Below are 17,580 nucleotides of genomic sequence, written 5' to 3'. Positions count from 1 at the left end.
AACATGGGGAGTGGTGAGTGAGGAATGGGGAGTAGTGAGTGGTAAATATTGAAATTCCCTACTCCCTATTCCCTATTCCTTATTTCCTAATTCCTTAACGTATTGCTCGTAAAAGTCCAAAGCAACCTTTTCAATCACGTCGTAAGCTTCAACAGTCTGTATTCCAGCTTCTTGCAATTTTTCTTGAGGACAGTTACCAATCTTGGAGACTAAAACTGCTTTACAATCTGCGATCGCCTTCATTATATGCTCAAAAGAAGCTTCCTCGCCGTATCCACCTTGGCAGTATTGGTCAATTTTGCGGTGACCAACAAACCGAACTTCGCTGCCATCCACTTCGTAAATTTGGAATTCTTTGGCATGACCGAAGTGCTGGTTAACCAAGCCGCCACCTTTGGTTGCTACTGCAACTAGGACTTTAGGACTGTTGGCAAATTTCTTTTTGGTTAACGCCTTGTTTTTGGCTGCTTTAATTTCTTCTTTAAACTTCTCAATGCCTTCGTGAACTTCTTGGCGTTTCTCCATGTCATATTCTGGAGTCATTTCCAAGAATTTCTCTTTGGAAAATTCTTGACTGCGGTCTTCTCCTAATAATCCGACTGCATCGGCGCGGCACTGACGACAGTGACGCATCATTTTCATGTTACCAGAGCAATTGTCTTGAACTTCTTTGAGTTCTTTTGGTGTGGGGCCGCGTTGACCGATTAAACCGAAGTGTGTGCCATGTTCTGGTGCAGAAATCAATGGCATAATGTTGTGCAAGAATGCACCTTTTTCCCGAATGACTCGATTTACTTCAATTAAGTGCTGGTCGTTAATTCCAGGAATCATCACAGAGTTGACTTTGCACAAGATGTCAGCATCTTTGAGGGCTTGTAATCCTTCCATCTGTCTTTCGTGAAGAATCTTTGCGCCTTCTAGACCTCTGTAACGCTTGCGCTTGTAGTGAACCCAAGGATAAATCTTAGCACCGATCTCTGGATCTACCATGTTAATGGTGATCGTAACATGATCTATATTTAATTGTTTAATGCGATCAATGTATTCGGGCAGCATTAAACCATTGGTTGATAAGCACAGCTTAATATCTGGTGCTTGCTCTGCAATCAACTCAAATGTACGGAAAGTCTTATCGGGGTTCGCTAGTGGATCGCCAGGGCCGGCAATTCCCACAACTGTCATTTGAGGAATCTTGCCGCCAATAACCAAAGCTTTATGTGCTGCTTGTTCTGGGGTTAGCAACTCGCTAACTACTCCAGGACGGCTTTCGTTAGCGCAGTCATATTTGCGGTTGCAATAGTTGCATTGAATGTTGCAGGCTGGAGCAACAGCAACGTGCATCCGGGCGTAGTGGTGATGAGCGTCTTCGCTGTAGCAAGGATGTTTGGCAATCCGCTCTTGGAGCTTTTCGTCCATTTCCACGGTGGTACTGCTGTCGCAGCCGCAACCACCTGATTTTGCTTGGGTTGTCGATTCCGTAGCGTTGGAGTTGAGGAGTCGTGTAGACGGTGATGTCATTGAATTTCGCAAAAGGTCGGTGGACTTGGCTGCCACTGTGGGAGATGTTGCTACTCTCTATGCCCAGGAATTGAAGTCACGGCTTGGACACTGCCTGCAAACGCTTGGATTTGAGCGACTTGTTGTCAAGGCAGGCGATGAATCTTCAGATGTTCAGCTGGTGTGTCAACGTTCGGTTCTTGGGTAGAATTTGTGCCCTGAGCTGCGACTTCTATTCACTAGAGGCATGGTGCTATGTCATCCCTCCACTTACTCTTGGCTTCTAATTTGTGTAGGAGCGTTAAGTAATTGGCGATATAAGATTTATATCAGCCGTCTCCAAGCTAAACTTTGCGTCTATCTAGGATAGAATTTATTGGATTTATTAAGCTTGTACTCAAATCAGAAAAACCCTAATTCTTTCAGTATTACAAGAATTAGAAATTTTTTTTCTGGGTAGGGGTTCTAGTATTTTTTGGTCGGGGTTCTAGTATTTATAGATGGGGGTTCAGGATTTCTTTGTACTCAGCCAAAACCTCATCCTAGCAAGGAGTTTAACTTACTTGAAACTGGGTTTTAGTTATTTAAATGTGTACTCAGATTGCCCTCAAATCCAGTCAAAAGCAACAAAAGACAAAGGATTTGGGGTAAAAACTGGAGTAGGCTACGTCGTACTACTCCAGATACGTGCGAAATTCAATTCTGTATCCAACATATCATTTTTTTGAAGCTAAAAATGCAGTTTATCTTTTTTTAATTTTTACTTTGGCAATCATATTCAATTACGCCTCTAAGTTTTAGCTGGTAAGCCATATAGTCCGATGGAAACAGATGTGTTAATGCACATATTTTGCAAAAATTTTAGCTTTTAGCTCCTTTTTTTAATTCCCAGATGAGGAGATGCTGGAAAAATTGTTGTTGCTGCTCTTGGATTTTGTGTTTTGAGCAAACAATCAACTCAAATCTAACATGACTTAGCGATCGCAATGAATTTTCTTAATTGTTCCCTACAAACTTGGCATCATTTCTCAAGCAATTGCATAACCTGTGTAGGGTCTTAACTCTGGTGGACGAAACCCCAGAACGATATGTTCCTTGTGAATTCCAGCCCGTCATAGACATCGCTACACTGTATTCATCAGCTGTCTGAGTTGATTCACGAAAACAGGGTAGCAGGAGGAATGCAATGAAAGCAGTGGTTATCCATCGGTATGGCGGTGTCCAAGTATTGCAGTACGAAGATGTGGAACAGCCGAAAATTCAGCCAACGCAGTTACTCGTGAAAGTTCGTGCTAGTAGCGTTAACCCCATTGATTGGAAAATCCGCCAAGGAATGTTGAGTTTACTTACAGGAAGCAAGTTTCCGAAGATTTTAGGGTTTGATGTGGCGGGAGATGTGGTAGAAGTTGGCTCCCAAGTGACGCGCTTTCAAGTAGGAGATGCTATTTATGGCAGTACTAGCTTCCCTGGAGGAGGTTATGCAGAATTTGCTGCTATCCCAGAAAACTTGGCGACGCTCAAACCAAGGAATCTGTCTAATGAAGAAGCTGCGGCTGTACCTCTAGCAGCACTTACGGCTCTACAAGCGCTGCGAGATACAGGAAATATTCAAACAGGACAAAATGTTTTAATTAATGGCGCTGCGGGGGGTGTGGGGAGTTTTGCAGTGCAAATTGCGTCTGCTTTAGGCGCGGTGGTGACAGGAGTTAGCAGTTCTAAAAACTTGGATTTGGTGAAATCTTTAGGAGCAGACCGCGTGATTGATTATACGCAGCAAGATTTCACTAAAGACACAATGCAGTACGATATTATTTTTGATGCAGTAGGTAAGCGATCGCTCTCTCAAACCAAAAAAGTCCTCAAACCTAACGGCGTTTATATCACTACCCTACCCAGTCCTGAAACCGTTGTCCAGAGCGTCTTAACAGCCTTGATTCCCGGTCAAAAAGCTAAATTGGTGTTTGAGAAGCCGAATGCTAAAGACTTGCTCTATCTCAAAGAATTGATTGAAGCTGGTAAAATTCGTGCAGTAATTGCTCGCACATATCCCTTACAAGAATTAGCGGCGGCTCATGCTTATAGTGAAATTGGGCGTGCAGTGGGGAAAATTGCGATCGCAGTTTCCAGTTAATTATTAGTCCCAATATCAGGAGAGATTACTAGCAAAGCTTTGGATTTCAGCCAAAATGCTGTTATTCAAAGCTTTGCTGTCTCTGGAGCAATGGTGTAGTTGAAAACGCAGACTTGGGGTGTGCTGATTAATCAGCGTTAACAGTTAACAGTGAGCTTAAGCTGTTGTCACTGTGTGTAGGAGAGTTTATAGATGGTACCACTGTAGTCATCCGAAATTAACAAATTACCTTGGCGATCAACTACCATATCTACGGGTCGCCCCCAGACTTCTTGCGTTTGTGGAACTAGCCAACCGCTGACTAAATCTATCTGAGTCTGTGGGAGGTTTCTGTTACTGTTCCAGGAAAAGTAAATTATTTTGTAGCCCGTTTTCTTCTGCCGATTCCATGAGCCGTGCAGAGCCATGACTACTCCATTTGAGTATAAGCTGGGAAAGTTCGTATTTTGTAAGAAAGTTAGTCCTAACGGAGCCGAATGCGCCTGGATACCTTTGAAAATCCTATCCATCGCATTGYAATTAACACTTCCATTAGCATTGAATTGATAGTCGCGGTCAAACGGCATATTGTAATAGCCTGTTGAGGTGTCAGGATTGGGGTTGCAGAATGGCCAACCGTAGTTACCGCCATCTCGGACTCGTGTAAACTCTTCTGGCGGATGGTTGTCCACGTAGGAGGGGATAACTCTACCGTAATTGCCAGTACTGTCCTTGAAGGGATAGGCGATATTGTCTCGGTTATTAACCGACACCCAGAGATCGTTTGTGCCAGGGACGAATGCTAATCCTTCAGCATTACGTAAACCTTGGGCAAAAAGCCGCTGATTGGTTCCATTAGCGTTGTACTGGTAAATCGCACCCCGCCGTGGGTAACTGACAGTATCTTCCTTGCAAGCATTGCATGTGGAGGCGATGGACACGTATAGTTTGTGATTGCTATCAAGTGCAATATTTTTTAGTTCGTGACCGTAAGCACCTTTGAGTTCGCGTGTGCTGCTGTCTGGTAAGCCAGTTACAACGATTTGACGATTTTTGCCGATTAGGTCTCCAGATTTGTAGGTGAAACGGTTAATTTGATTAGTCTCTGAGATATAAACGTATGTGGTCTTGTCAATCGTATGAAACACAATGTCGTGTGGTTTGCGTAGACCCACGACGAAGTTAGAAATAATTGGGTCTTTGCTGCCATTTGGCCGCACAATTAACACTTTGCCTGTACTCGGTTGTGATACTAAGAGATCCCCATTGGGAGCAACTGCCATAAACCGAGCTTGGTTTATACGAGCGTAAACAGAGATGGAGAAGTTAGGCGGTACCTTCAAGTAACGGCTGGTATTAAAGGGCTTATAGCTCATTGAACTAGGCACTTTCACCTGAGTTTGAACAGATGCGGCTGAGGGTTCGCTTAACGCTGCTTTAGGAAAAACCTCTAAGGATATCAGACCAATAACTGAGGGAATCAAACTAACTAACGATGCAGATAGTATGCGTCTGAGCATCTGTGTTGAATTTAGAGTAAACACACCCATTTTGAACTTCCTTCTAGCCTTGTAGTAGTCTATATTACACACAACTGTCAGCTAATCGATTTTTCGATAGCTCCAACAAAGCTTACTCAGTAGGAATTATTTTTGCAAATATTTCTTTAGGTGTATTTCTCTATTTATATAAATCTTAACCATTATTGTGCTACATAACAGAGAATTACCCAAATGAGTAACTGGGGGAATTTACTTAGAGTAAGTTCCCGTAATGGAGGGTAAAACTCTACTAAAGCTAAAAATGTTAAGAAAGTCTTTGTAAGTTACATAAGGAAAACACTGTGTTACAACTAACATTACTTTTAAATGTCTTTATAAGAATGAATTAAGTGTAGGAGCGTTATTGTTAGTGCTGTAGTTTTCGTATAATACACTTTAATATACTGAAATTTAGAAAAAATCTGCGATCGCTCTTTCCAATATAAATTTTATACTGAAAACTTTTTAGTAGCAAAAATTAATTGTATTGTAAATAAATATACGAATAATTATTAAAAGCATGTTAACAGCCTTTCTTGGCAGTCAAAAAGCTAAAAAGACTTGGTTTTTCTCAAAGAATTGCTTGAAGCTAGTAAATGCAGTAATCAGCTTGCAAATATCCATTATAAGAATTAGCGGCAGCTGATGGTTATAGCCAGAGTGAGCGTGTAGTAGAGAAAATTGCGATCGCCATACATCCAGATAATCTTGATTGTGGAGCAATAAGACTCAAGAGTGCCAACTCAGCACTTACTAGTTTAGTCATGCGATCGCTCAAAGAATCCAGCAACAGAAGAATAATTACAGCTAAGACTGCTGCAAAGCATCGTACCTTCTGACGAAAGGTTTATTTCTGCAATAACCCTGAAATTCGGAAACATTAGTCAAGCTAGTGTATATACTCGTAATCAAACTCTCCACAGACGCGAGTATTATGCTGAACTGGTTAGCTTTTTGGGGTGTAACACAAGCTGCTGGGTTGATTTTTAAACCCATTCTCGAAGATTTAGCCAAAGATGCTGCTAAAGATTGGGCTAAAGATTTATTGAAAGGCATCCCCGGCAGGATTGTCCAGAAGCTTAAGAAGGAAGATATAGAAATTGCTGCTGGTAAAGCATTAAAGGAGTTTTTACAACTAGTGCAGCAGCAGTTAAAGGTTCGTTGCAAACTTAGTGAAAATGAAATTAAAGATTACACTCAAGATATCCAGAAATTTCTCAGCGATAAGTCAGTTATAGAAATTCTTGGTCAGGCTTTTAATATTAATTGTGAATCTCTGGATGCTAAAAAGCTAGAAGATAGTTGGAAGAGTCTGCAACTCAAACCTTTACCACCTAAGTTTAACTGGCAATCTATTACAGAACAGTATTTTACACAAGTCCAAGAACTTCTTTTAGATTCCGAAGAATTACACCATATCTTAGAATTGCAAAAGTTATCTAATATAGAAACAAATACAAAAGAGATTACTGGTGTTATTGTAAATTTTAATTTAACTAAATATCAAGAAGGAATCCGCGAACACTATGGCAATCTCAAGTTAGATAGTTTAGATACTAGCGGCTATGCCTATAACGAACTCAAATTATGGCGGATTTTTACTGCTCAAAATGTCCGCGAAGCTCATCAAGTTTTACCACAAGTTCACGAACTACCTAAAGAACATCTTAGACGGCTGCGAGAAAGTGACCAAGTAGAAGCTGTTGAATTAGAAGAATTAGAACGCCACAAAAGAGTTTATTTTGAACAGCCGATACGTTCAGTTTTAGATGTTGTCAATAAAAAGCAAGATTATAAAAATTTTGTGATTTTAGGCGATCCTGGTTCCGGGAAGTCTACTTTGTTGCAATTTCTGGCTTTGAGTTGGGCAGAGTCTCCACTGGATAATGTTATCTCATTACCAATTCCGTTGCTAATTGAATTACGCACTTATATGCGGCGACGAGAAGATAAAGAGTGCAATAATTTTCTCGAATTCTTCCATCAATGTAGTGGTGCAATTCATCATCTCAATCAGCTTGAACTAGATAAAGAATTAAAAGCTGGTAATGCTTTAGTGATGTTTGATGGTTTGGATGAGGTCTTTGACCCTGGTAAGCGAGAAGATGTAATTACTGATATTCATCGCTTTACTAATGACTATCCTGATGTGCAGGTAATTATCACTTCTCGGATTATTGGCTATAAACCGCAACGATTGCGTGATGCTGAGTTTCGCCACTTTATCTTACAAGATTTAGACTCAGAACAAATTCAGGATTTTATCTACCGTTGGCATGAGTTAACTTTTACCGATACAGCAGAAAAAGTGAGAAAACGGGAACGGCTACAAAGAGGAATTGCAGCTTCCAAAGCTATTGCAGAATTGGCGGGAAATCCTCTGCTGTTGACGATGATGGCGATTCTAAATCGGAATCAAGAGCTACCAAGAGATAGAGCCGAACTTTATAATCAAGCATCGCGGGTACTGCTACATCAATGGGATGTGGAACGCGCTTTGACAGAAGATCAGAGGTTAGATCCCAAGACGATTGATTATAAAGATAAGCAAGCGATGCTGCGTCAGGTTGCTTATCTGATGCAAACTGGTGATAAAGGTTTGGCTGGGAATTTGATTAATGAAAATGATTTAGTCAAAGTTCTGACTGATTATCTMAAAACCATAGAATTTGATAAACCCAGAGAAGCGGCGCGGGTGATGATTAATCAACTGCGGACTCGCAACTTTATGTTATGTTTCCTGGGTGCGGATTATTATGCTTTTGTGCATCGGACATTTTTAGAATATTTCTGTGCTTGGGAGTTTGTCTGGCAGTTTAAAGAAACGCAAACGCTAACTATTGAGGAACTTAAGAATGAAGTTTTTGGCAAACACTGGCAAGATGAAAGTTGGCATGAAGTGTTGCTGTTAATTGCGGGAATGATTGAGCCAAGATTTGTTGGTGAAATTCTTGATTATTTAATGGCGCAAGATGGCGAAGAGGAAAAGTTTGTCAATCTCCTTTTAGCGGCTAAGTGTCTTCTAGAGGTGAGAAATCGCTCGGCGATTGCGTCAACGGTTAATAATTTATTTGACAAGCTTAAATACTTAACTAAATATCGCCCCTGGTACCACGATCAAGACCTCTATTACGATAAAGAAGAAACTCATCAGTTTCTTGAGGAGTTTCTTGAGGAAATTTGCACTGAAGCAGTCACAGCAATTACAACGATCAAGCAACAATCTCTTAACACAAAAACCTGGCTCAAAGAACGCGCTACCCAGGATCATGACAGTGATGTTCGAGGTGCAGCAGTTCAAGAATTAGCGAATCACTTCAAAGATGACCCCGACACCAAATCCATCCTCAAAGAACGCGCTACCCAGGATGATAACTGGTATGTGCGACGTGTAGCAGTCCAAGAATTAGCTAAATACTTTAAATATCAGCCTGAGTTGTTTGACATCTACCACAACTGCGCTATTAATGACCCCTTTGAACGCGAGGAAGAGGATGAAACTAATCCTCGGCGCATTGCACTGGAGATAATTATCAAGCAATTTCCTCAGCATCCTCAGACTTTACCACTGTTGCGCGATCGCACAGAGAATGACCCAGATGAGCAAGTGCGGGAATTTGCTCAGAAGAAGTTAAAGCAGTGGGAAGGGTAAATATAAGCTGATTTACTATTCACAGTAGAAACCGCAAAAGAAAGGCTTACTATTATCCATGTCACAATTGAGGAACAGACGATTTACCCAACATACGCACAAGCTATAGCCTGTCTACGTGTCTGCCAGATGTTATCTAATACCTATCGGAGTATTGAGCTATTTCGCTTTGATGACCAAACCGGAGTTGCATTTATTTTTGTCAATGAAGAACTCCAAATCATTGTACCCGCTAATGGAAACTGGAGGTTTTTAAATGCGACCGAATTTTGAAGCAATGACTAACAAAGAACTAATAGCTTACGCACTTGCACACCGGGAAGATGTCGAGCCTTTGCGTATTTTGTATGACCGCCGCACTCCTGATTCAGAAGCAACATGGTACGGGCCAATGGTAGCTGAAGACGGTACGCCAATAGAAGAAAATATTMGCATTGCAGAAGAAGCAATTAGGCAACGCATTGAGCAAGCAAATCAAAGCAAGCAAGATTCTCAAAGTCAAGAATAAAAGATTGACTAAAAATTATGAACAACACAGACGTTCGTTAGCAAATAAACCAATATCTAGATGTATTATCTTTAGAACGCCTACACCTGATTGCTGATTTTTTATCATATCTGGCAGATCAGGAGAGTGAAGATGCTACTCAAGAGTTACTTGATATCCCTGGATTTATTGAATCCTTTGAAAGAGGTAAAAAAGATATTGCTGAAGGTCGGGTAAAAAACTGGAGTTTAATAATTCGTAATTCGTAATTATGTTTCAGAAGAATGAAATATACAATCGTGATTCAATGGTCAGAAAAAGACCAATGTTATGTGGTTTTGCTACCTGAGTTTACGCATATAATACAGCCTTGCACTCACGGAGAGACTTACGAATCAGCTCTTAAAAATGCTCAGGAAGTTTTAGAAATGCTGATTGAATCATCCCTGGCTGATGGTGAACCTCTACCAGAGGCTAAAACGTTAGGAAAATCTTTGGAAGTTGCATAGATAAGCAAAGAGAGTATTGGTAAATCAGAGGAGTGGAAATGTAAACAGAGGCTATGCCTAAGAAAATCAGAGAACTCAAAAGCTTATTGCTGCAAGCAGGGTTTACCTCGCGTAGTGGTAAAGGTAGCCACACTAATTGGTATCATCATCTTTTACCTGGGAGGTTACTATATCAGGTAAAGACGGAAGTGATGCTAAAGCCTACCAAGAAAAAGACATTAATAATGCACTTCAAAGATTAGAAGAAATTAAAAATGCTCAAGAGGAAGAAAAAGAATGTATTCTCGCTACACAATAATTATTCAGTGGTCTGATGAAGATGAGTGTTTTGTTGTCAGTCTTCCTGAATGGGGAGAATTTTGTCACACTCACGGAGAGACTTATGAAGAAGCTTTTAAAAATGCTCAAGAAGTTTTAGAAATGCTAATTGAATCATCTTTGGCTGATGGTGAACCCCTCCCAGAACCTAAGACGCTAGGAAAATCTTTGGAAGTTGCATAAAATTTAGAAATTAAAGAGGTAATTTATGAACACATCTGTAAATACAGCCAAAGTCTACGACGAAATTATAGAGTTTATTGCTGCTGGAACCACTCCCCAAAGCGTTATCGATTTCAAACTCTCAGATGCCACCAAAGAACGTTTGGAGGATCTCGTTTACCGCGCAAAAACTGAAGGTCTTACTGGAAGTGACCAGCGAGAGTTAGATTATTTCCTGACGCTAGAGCATATTATGACTTTGGCAAAAGCAAAAGCTCGTACATACATTAACCCTCAGTAAGTATTCAAAATGTCTCGTCCATATATTAATGCAGAACTGCGGCGTTTAGTTGCCGATCGCGCCGAGCATATTTGTGAATACTGTCTCGTTTCTGAGGTAGATAGATCCTCTGGTTGTCAAGTTGACCACATCATCAGCGTTAAACACGGCGGCGCTACAACAGCAGATAATCTCTGCTATGCCTGTATTTTCTGTAACCTGCAAAAAGGGACGGATTTAGGCTCAATTAATTGGCAAACGGGCGAACTTGTGCGGTTTTTTAACCCACGCAGAGACTTTTGGGGTGACCATTTTCGACTAGATGAGGCTTTAATTCAATATCAAACAGAAATTGGAGAAGTCACCGCACGCATCCTAGATTTTAACAGCGATGAAAGGCTTGTAGAGCGACAAGCTTTAATAGAATCTGGTCAATATCCCTCAGCATCGGCGCTAAAACAGATAAATAAATAGGTTATGATGTGCGATCGCTCTTACCAATGGGAATCATACACTTAGCAACTATTGCTACTTCATCATTACAACTCCCAAGGTAAATATACGATGGCTTATCAAAATATTACAGACTCGCTTTCACCACAAGATATCCAAGAAATTAAAGCTGCACTGCAAAAAATCCAACAAAAGCTTCCCTTTTTAGTTACTCTCAGTACTGAGGAACGGCGCAAGTTAGTCAAAATGGGCGATAAGAGCCTAGCTTTTGTGAACAATAGTATCACGGCTGCTCAGTCTAACCGCGAAATTTTGCCAGCCACTTTTGATGTTGATGAACTTGTTCGGGATTATCAATTAGCCAATGTGTTGACTGAGCTTTTAATTTCAATTAAACAACTAACCGAACAGGTAGATGATACCCTAATGGCTGTTGGTAGTGAAGCTATGACTGGGAGTTTAACTGTTTATGATTACGTCAAGACTGCATCGAAAAAGACTCCAGGCTTAAAGAGTGTGGCTGAACAGTTAGGCGAACGCTTTAAGGCTATTAAAGGTAGACCTACTAAAGCTGTGTCTGGTTCTTAAGTCTTTGATACTCATTAATGAGTCTTTTAACTCCATTAATAAGTCTTTGATGTTCATTAATGAGCCTTTGAACTTCATTAATGAGCCTTTGAACTTCATTAATGAGCCTTTGAACTTCATTAATGAGTATTTGAACTCTATTAATCAGCTTTTGATACTCGTTAATGAGTATTTTAACTCCATTAATCAGCTTTTGATACTCGTTAATGAGTATCTGAACTCCATTAATGAGTCTCGATTAATTCTAGTAATTGTTATTGTGGCAGTATACAAAAATACCCTAACCTAACCCTCACTTTATAAAGGGGAGGGAACAATATTTATTATTTCCCCCGTTTGAAGGTATGAATTTAGAAAGTTTACTTTATTGTTGATTTGGGGAGGTTTGCTGTGCTATTTGCTGGACTTGTAAAATAGTCAAGTCTAATGCCTGTGCTATTTGTTCGGGGAACTCCATTAATGAGTCTTTGATACTCGTTAATGAGCTTCTGAACTCCATTAATGAGTTTTTGATACTCGTTAATGAGCTTCTGAACTCCATTAATGAGCTTCTTAACTTCATTAATAAGCTTTTGATACTGATTAATGAGTCTTTGAACTCCATTAATGAGCAATACGCTTGGGTTAAGAACAAAAGTAGGTTGGGTTGACCACAGCGAAACCCAACCCAGTCCTAAGGATGTTGGGCTTTGTGCCTCAACCCAACCTACATCTACTACTTGTGGGATGGACATCTTATCCGTCCCTGGTTATGGGCGGGCGAGACGCCCACCCGACAAGAAGAGTTAAATGTTTTTTGATTTGTCAGTGCTATTATTATTCAACTGCTATGAGAATATCTACTTATTTTACTGTTCTAAGATTTTGTGTTGACTATTTCCACACATCTATATAATAAGAAAACATCTGTCATGAGCTATGGCAATATTTGGAAAGGTATACATCCACACAGACAGTAAATCCTAAAAGAAAATAAAGAAACTTGTTTTTTGTCAAACCAAATAATAAGATACTAATAGTAATAGGATATACAGAAATTTGACTTTTATTTTCATCTCACCTATGTTTGAGTGCATTTGAGTACAGCTTAATAAATCGCAAAATATCTGGAATAAATCTTTGCAAAGTCTTACAGGTAAAGTTTCTTGTAGCGAGTACAGAAATTCTTAAACCCTGCCCCAAAAATACCAGTACCCCTGTCGTTAAACACTAGCACCCCTACCCCAAAATAAATTTTAAATTTATCTTAAGTGGGGGTTTTGGCGTTTGAGTACAACCTTAATAAATCCAATAAATCCAATCTGCATTGGGTTGTCTATCGAGTTGGAAGTGGCCTGATATAAGCATAAAAATAGTACATGGCTCTTGTAACCAGATAGAGAGTAACGATGCAACAGTCTTTAGACAGAATTACGAATCCTCAAAATCTGAAAAAAGAGGATTTAAAACCGAAATCCTTGCTCAAGACATTACTCTCTGGAGTTTTTTTTGAGCCATTATTGAGTGATTTTCGCATTATCTTTGAGCGCGACCCAGCAGCACGCAATTGGCTAGAAGTTGTGTTTTGCTATCCTGGATTGCACGCACTGTGTTTGCATCGTCTTGCTCACTGGTTACATTGTCGAGGAGTGGGTTTTATTCCCCGTTTAATTTCTCATTTGGGGAGATTTTTAACCGGAATTGAAATTCATCCTGGTGCAGAAATTGGTCAGGGTGTATTTATTGACCACGGAATGGGGGTTGTGATTGGCGAAACTGCGATCATCGGAGATTACACACTGATTTATCAAGGCGTCACCCTTGGTGGAACTGGTAAAGAAAGCGGTAAGCGTCATCCCACAGTCGGTAAAAATGTTGTGGTGGGTGCGGGTGCAAAAGTTTTAGGTAATCTGCAAATTGGCGATCGCGTTCGGATTGGCGCAGGTTCGATTGTTTTGCGGAATGTCCCTAGCGATTGTACTGTAGTCGGAGTTCCTGGTCGAATTATTTCTCGCAATCAAAGTGCCAGCCTTTCTCCTTTAGAACATGGAAAGCTACCCGATGTTGAAGCAAGCGTAATTCGTTCTTTGCTATCGCGCATTGAGGAACTGGAAAAACAACTGCAAACTTTAGAAGTCAGAACTCAGGAATCAGGAGTTAAGACTCAGTAGTTATTGGTCATTGGCCATTTGCAAATAACAAAGGACAACTGACAAAGCATAAATGACAACTGACAAAAGGCAAAGGACAAAGGACAAATGACAAATAACACTTTAGATGACCAAGTATTGCAGATTCCTTTGAGCGATCGCTGGCGAATCTATTACCGTTTGCAAGAATTAAAGATTAAAAGTTCCTGTCTTCCCGATGGTTCTTTACGGGTGCAAGTGAACAATTTGCTAGAAGCGATTCTAATTCGTAGTACAGTTATGCAATTTCTGGCTTCTCGTCATGAATTAATTGATTGGCTAGAGCGTTGTTGGTATTACAGTGATGAGTGCTAAGTCCTAAATTTTATTGAAAGACCGAATCTAGACAATATTAATCCTGAATTCATCACACAAACATAGCTCTTTGTAGGAATGCATAAATATTGAACAGGTTTAGAAGTTGAAGTTACTGTCTGCTAGCAAATTCTATTGCAAACTGAGAAGAATTCCTACAGAATGCCGGAAATACAAGAGAATTCACAATTCAGGAGTTAGGAATTCTCCCATCTACCTATACCCAAAATAGGAATTTCTGATTTTTACTTCTTTCCTAACTGAAGAAATTGAAAGTTCGACTATGCCAACTCGTAACAGAGACATTAAATTCCTCAACTTTTTGCACCATGAACTTGAACTTTCAAATGCGGATATTGCTGTAGCGCTACGACACCGTGAGTTAGAAAATGGCCCCTTACCGATGCTTCTCTGGCAGTATGGTTTGGTTAACTTAGAACAGTTAGAACAGATTTTTGACTGGTTAGCAGAACAAGGTTAGCTAATTTGTAGCTGGGCTACACTACACACCAATGCTCAAAAAAAATGAGGTGACTGAGATGATTACTAGTTTAATTGCTGGATTCTGTATTTTAGTTTTTTCCGGATACGCTAATAGCTATATTAGTTCGTTGTTGCTCGACCAAATTTACAGCAACATCAGTAAAAAAGATTAGGAATTATACCAGTTTTTGGTTCTCTGTCATACAGATGTGATGTTGCTAATTGAGCAATAATTAAGGATCATGTATCCTGCATATATATTGTGATATTTTTAGCATTTACCATCACGGAAAATTGTCGAGAGGAAGAATTCAGGATTCTGAATTCAGAACTCAGAATAGTTAAAGAATTAGGAGAAAATTTAATAAATAAATATACTAATCCTACTAGATTCTTGAGAAATTCTGACTTCTGACTCCTGATGACTGAATTCTTCCGAGAGAAAGAATATTAAGAATACTTCCAAGAGAGGGATATTTGCAATGAATCAAATCATAATTAATGACACTACATTGCGTGATGGCGAACAAGCGGCTGGTGTTGCTTTCAACTTAAAAGAAAAAGTAGCGATCGCCAAATTTCTCGACGCCATTGGTATCCCGGAATTAGAAGTTGGGATACCAGCAATGGGTGAGGAAGAAACACGGGCAATTTCTGCAATTTCTAATTTAGGTTTGCAAGCAAAACTCTTGGGGTGGAACCGCGCTATCATCTCAGATATTAAGGCTTCTATCGCCTGCGGTCTCAACCGAGTGCATATTGCCATTCCCGTCTCTGGTATTCAAATTGCCACTAAGTTTCATGGTCAGTGGCGGGTAAGTCTCCAAAAACTTAAAGACTCCATCAGCTTCGCCGTCGATCGCGGTCTTTGGGTAGCAGTCGGGGGAGAAGATTCTTCCAGAGCTGATGAAAACTTCCTCTTAGATGTAGCGCTCTCCGCCCAAGAATGGGGTGCATCCCGCTTCCGCTTCTGCGATACCGTAGGAGTTCTCGACCCGTTTACCACCTACACAAAGGTGAAGCAACTAGTTTCCGCTTTGACGATTCCCTTAGAAATCCACACCCACAATGATTTTGGTTTAGCAACTGCCAACGCCCTTGCTGGGATCAAAGCTGGTGCCACATCGGTGAATACCACAGTCAACGGCTTGGGTGAAAGAGCCGGAAATGCAGCCCTAGAAGAAGTTGTCATGGCAATCAAACGCATCTACGGGGTTGATTTGGGTATTGAAACTTCCGGTTTACTGGAACTGTCTCAATTAGTTGCTGCTGCATCAGGCGCGGACGTACCACCTTGGAAAGCGATCGTTGGTGAAAATACCTTTGCTCACGAATCCGGAATTCATGGTCACGGCGTCCTGCAAAACCCGATCACCTACGAACCATTTGCTCCCGAAGAAGTGGGTTGCGAACGACGTTTAGTAATAGGTAAACATTCTGGTCGGCATTTAGTTTCCAACTTACTACAACAGTATGGAATTTTCTTAAACTCACAAGAAACCCAGTCAGTCTTAGACGCAGTGCGCCATCAGTCAGTACAGAAAAAACGCAGCCTCACGACCGAAGAAGTGTTGAATTTGGCCAGAGAACAGAGGTATTCTCATGCAACGCGATGAATTAGAGCTACACTTACCACCCGCTTTTGAAATTGGTGAAAAAGTTAGACTTCGCAAACTAATCAAAAACGATGGTACGTTTCCTGGTAAAGAAGTCGGCCAAGTTTTAGCAAACAAAGGAGATATTGGTTACATAGCAAGTATCGGTACATATTTGCAGAGTTCCTATATCTATGCTGTGCATTTCATAGAAACAGGGTTTGTCGTCGGCTGTAAGAAAAGAGAACTAGAATCTGTTGAGGAGTCTCATGAAAGTAATGCTACGCGTGAATGATGCCGGCACTTTAGTAGTCTACGTTGCTAAAAAAGACCTAGAAGAAGAAGTAGTCAAACAAACTGATGGCAATGAAGGTAAGATTCTCACCTTAGCAAATGGCTGGGAATTAGAATTTCGTGAATTACCAGATGTAGCCAATTTACCGCAAACTGTGGAAGCTAAACGGCTTGCATAAGGGGACTGGGGACTAGGGACTGGGAAAGAGTTTTCCTAACCCAATCCTCAATACCTAGTACCCAATTTTCAATACCCAGTACCCAATATCCAATAACTAACTTTTAATCAATCATGAGTAACAAGTATTTTACGTTATCAGAATTGAACCTAGAGGGGCAGTTTTTAGGTTTTGTTGGTGCTGAACCAAAGAAATATAAATATTTGCAATTGGCAGTTCCAGACGGAACTATGCAAATTAAATTGCCAAAAGATTTACGTCGTTCTCTAAGTTTGTCGTTAGTTCCTGGCGAGCAAATTCGCGTTCTTGCTCACAGTCAGTTAGACTCGCGCACAGGTGAAATAAAAATCAAAGCTTATCGAGTAACACCAGTTGGCGGTTGTCCAATTCAAAGTTTGCCACTCGAACCCCAAGCCAAGATTATGGTGTGTCAAAAGTCAGGTTGCCTCAAGCGTGGCGGTAAAGGCTTATTATCAGAATTAGAAAAAACGTTGTGCGATCGCGGTTTATTAGACAAAGTTACCATTGAACAGACCAGCTGCCAAAAATGTTGCAGCAGTGCCCCCAACTGTGTTTTACAACTTGGGAAAAAGAAATATAAGAACATTCATCCAGAGGCGATCGCATCTTTGTTAGAAAGTCATTTAACCGAACAGTAGTAGCTTTCTCTAGCTATTCTTCAAATCATACACAACTTTTTAGGGGTAAAATTTTTATCCCTATTTTTCGTTGGTATTGTCTTTTTAGTGTCCTTGTCAAACTGCGATCAGCTAAGTTATAACTACTACAAACTTAGTAATACTAAATACAAACATCAATTAGATAAATTTTCTGTAGTCTCGTTTAACCGGACTGCAAACTTATTTCGACTTTCTTTGGAACGGTGTAAGTATAGAACCTGATAAACAAGACTTAAACACCTCACCATCATCCATCGCATGAGTTTAAT

The 17,580-nt window shown here is 40.3% G+C and carries 21 protein-coding genes and 1 pseudogene; 19 read left to right on the top strand and 3 right to left on the bottom strand.

The window, feature by feature from the left end; all coding sequences use genetic code 11:
* Positions 1-72: 72 nt before the first annotated feature.
* Positions 73-1,416 (bottom strand): nitrogenase cofactor biosynthesis protein NifB, encoded by a 1,344-nt coding sequence (gene nifB / locus FCR06_RS00800; protein WP_138496961.1) that lies wholly within the window; start codon positions 1,414-1,416, stop codon positions 73-75.
* On the opposite strand from nifB, the gene FCR06_RS00795 reads away from it, so the two are divergent.
* Complete coding sequence (locus FCR06_RS00795) at positions 1,385-1,705, top strand: hypothetical protein (RefSeq protein WP_223279998.1); 321 nt, start codon at positions 1,385-1,387, stop codon at positions 1,703-1,705. The genes nifB and FCR06_RS00795 overlap by 32 nt on opposite strands.
* 820 nt (positions 1,706-2,525) lie before the next feature.
* Here the strand turns inward: FCR06_RS00795 and FCR06_RS34705 are convergent.
* Positions 2,526-2,600, bottom strand: a complete 75-nt coding sequence (locus tag FCR06_RS34705; protein WP_223280008.1) for a hypothetical protein — start codon at positions 2,598-2,600, stop codon at positions 2,526-2,528.
* Positions 2,601-2,683: 83 nt separating this feature from the next.
* On the opposite strand from FCR06_RS34705, the gene FCR06_RS00785 reads away from it, so the two are divergent.
* Positions 2,684-3,628, top strand: coding sequence for an NAD(P)-dependent alcohol dehydrogenase (locus tag FCR06_RS00785; RefSeq protein WP_138496959.1), 945 nt, complete (start codon positions 2,684-2,686; stop codon positions 3,626-3,628).
* Positions 3,629-3,795: 167 nt separating this feature from the next.
* On the opposite strand, the gene FCR06_RS00780 is transcribed toward FCR06_RS00785, so the two are convergent.
* The gene (locus FCR06_RS00780) at positions 3,796-5,127 is read right to left on the bottom strand and encodes a PQQ-dependent sugar dehydrogenase (protein WP_223279997.1); all 1,332 of its coding nucleotides are present in this window, start codon (positions 5,125-5,127) and stop codon (positions 3,796-3,798) included.
* A gap of 955 nt (positions 5,128-6,082) precedes the next feature.
* On the opposite strand from FCR06_RS00780, the gene FCR06_RS00775 reads away from it, so the two are divergent.
* The 17 genes and pseudogenes from FCR06_RS00775 (at position 6,083) to FCR06_RS00690 (ending at position 17,290) form a co-directional block, all read left to right on the top strand.
* Complete coding sequence (locus FCR06_RS00775; protein ID WP_138496957.1) at positions 6,083-8,800, top strand: NACHT domain-containing protein; 2,718 nt, start codon at positions 6,083-6,085, stop codon at positions 8,798-8,800.
* A gap of 129 nt (positions 8,801-8,929) precedes the next feature.
* Positions 8,930-9,073, top strand: a complete 144-nt coding sequence (locus FCR06_RS34700) for a DUF6888 family protein (protein WP_411267972.1) — start codon at positions 8,930-8,932, stop codon at positions 9,071-9,073.
* The gene (locus FCR06_RS00770; protein ID WP_138496956.1) at positions 9,057-9,308 is read left to right on the top strand and encodes a DUF6887 family protein; all 252 of its coding nucleotides are present in this window, start codon (positions 9,057-9,059) and stop codon (positions 9,306-9,308) included. Before FCR06_RS34700 ends, FCR06_RS00770 begins: the two co-directional genes overlap by 17 nt.
* Before the next feature lie 263 nt (positions 9,309-9,571).
* Positions 9,572-9,796, top strand: a complete 225-nt coding sequence (locus tag FCR06_RS00760) for a type II toxin-antitoxin system HicB family antitoxin (protein WP_138496955.1) — start codon at positions 9,572-9,574, stop codon at positions 9,794-9,796.
* A 53-nt stretch (positions 9,797-9,849) separates the two neighbouring features.
* Positions 9,850-10,094 (top strand): annotated as a pseudogene (locus FCR06_RS00755) (type II toxin-antitoxin system HicA family toxin).
* A complete protein-coding gene (locus tag FCR06_RS00750; RefSeq protein WP_138496954.1) occupies positions 10,073-10,297 on the top strand; it encodes a type II toxin-antitoxin system HicB family antitoxin in 225 nt (74 codons plus the stop codon). The pseudogene FCR06_RS00755 and the gene FCR06_RS00750 overlap by 22 nt, the downstream one beginning before the upstream one ends.
* A 25-nt stretch (positions 10,298-10,322) precedes the next feature.
* Complete coding sequence (locus FCR06_RS00745; RefSeq protein WP_138496953.1) at positions 10,323-10,577, top strand: hypothetical protein; 255 nt, start codon at positions 10,323-10,325, stop codon at positions 10,575-10,577.
* A 9-nt stretch (positions 10,578-10,586) separates the two neighbouring features.
* Entirely contained in the window at positions 10,587-11,030 is a 444-nt protein-coding gene (locus FCR06_RS00740; RefSeq protein ID WP_138496952.1) for an HNH endonuclease, read from the top strand.
* A 90-nt stretch (positions 11,031-11,120) separates the two neighbouring features.
* A complete protein-coding gene (locus tag FCR06_RS00735; protein ID WP_138496951.1) occupies positions 11,121-11,597 on the top strand; it encodes a hypothetical protein in 477 nt (158 codons plus the stop codon).
* A 606-nt stretch (positions 11,598-12,203) separates the two neighbouring features.
* The gene (locus FCR06_RS32320) at positions 12,204-12,386 is read left to right on the top strand and encodes a hypothetical protein (protein WP_189523284.1); all 183 of its coding nucleotides are present in this window, start codon (positions 12,204-12,206) and stop codon (positions 12,384-12,386) included.
* Positions 12,387-12,985: 599 nt separating this feature from the next.
* Positions 12,986-13,747, top strand: coding sequence for a serine O-acetyltransferase (gene cysE / locus FCR06_RS00720; protein ID WP_138496950.1), 762 nt, complete (start codon positions 12,986-12,988; stop codon positions 13,745-13,747).
* An 87-nt stretch (positions 13,748-13,834) separates the two neighbouring features.
* Positions 13,835-14,080 carry an Asr1405/Asl0597 family protein gene (locus FCR06_RS00715; protein WP_138496949.1) on the top strand — a complete coding sequence of 82 codons (246 nt, stop codon included), beginning with the start codon at positions 13,835-13,837 and terminating at the stop codon, positions 14,078-14,080.
* Positions 14,081-14,363: 283 nt separating this feature from the next.
* The gene (locus FCR06_RS00710; RefSeq protein ID WP_138496948.1) at positions 14,364-14,561 is read left to right on the top strand and encodes a DUF2949 domain-containing protein; all 198 of its coding nucleotides are present in this window, start codon (positions 14,364-14,366) and stop codon (positions 14,559-14,561) included.
* 484 nt (positions 14,562-15,045) lie between these two features.
* Entirely contained in the window at positions 15,046-16,179 is a 1,134-nt protein-coding gene (gene nifV, locus FCR06_RS00705) for a homocitrate synthase (RefSeq protein WP_138496947.1), read from the top strand.
* Positions 16,166-16,453 (top strand): nitrogen fixation protein NifZ, encoded by a 288-nt coding sequence (locus FCR06_RS00700; protein ID WP_138496946.1) that lies wholly within the window; start codon positions 16,166-16,168, stop codon positions 16,451-16,453. Before nifV ends, FCR06_RS00700 begins: the two co-directional genes overlap by 14 nt.
* The gene (gene nifT / locus FCR06_RS00695; protein ID WP_138496945.1) at positions 16,428-16,631 is read left to right on the top strand and encodes a putative nitrogen fixation protein NifT; all 204 of its coding nucleotides are present in this window, start codon (positions 16,428-16,430) and stop codon (positions 16,629-16,631) included. The genes FCR06_RS00700 and nifT overlap by 26 nt, the downstream gene beginning before the upstream one ends.
* Before the next feature lie 113 nt (positions 16,632-16,744).
* Positions 16,745-17,290 (top strand): (2Fe-2S) ferredoxin domain-containing protein, encoded by a 546-nt coding sequence (locus tag FCR06_RS00690; RefSeq protein ID WP_138496944.1) that lies wholly within the window; start codon positions 16,745-16,747, stop codon positions 17,288-17,290.
* Positions 17,291-17,580 lie beyond the last annotated feature (290 nt).

This window comes from Nostoc sp. PA-18-2419 (assembly GCF_005869855.1).
Lineage (GTDB): Bacteria > Cyanobacteriota > Cyanobacteriia > Cyanobacteriales > Nostocaceae > Nostoc.
This window is presented reverse-complemented; position numbering and strand designations above follow the sequence as displayed.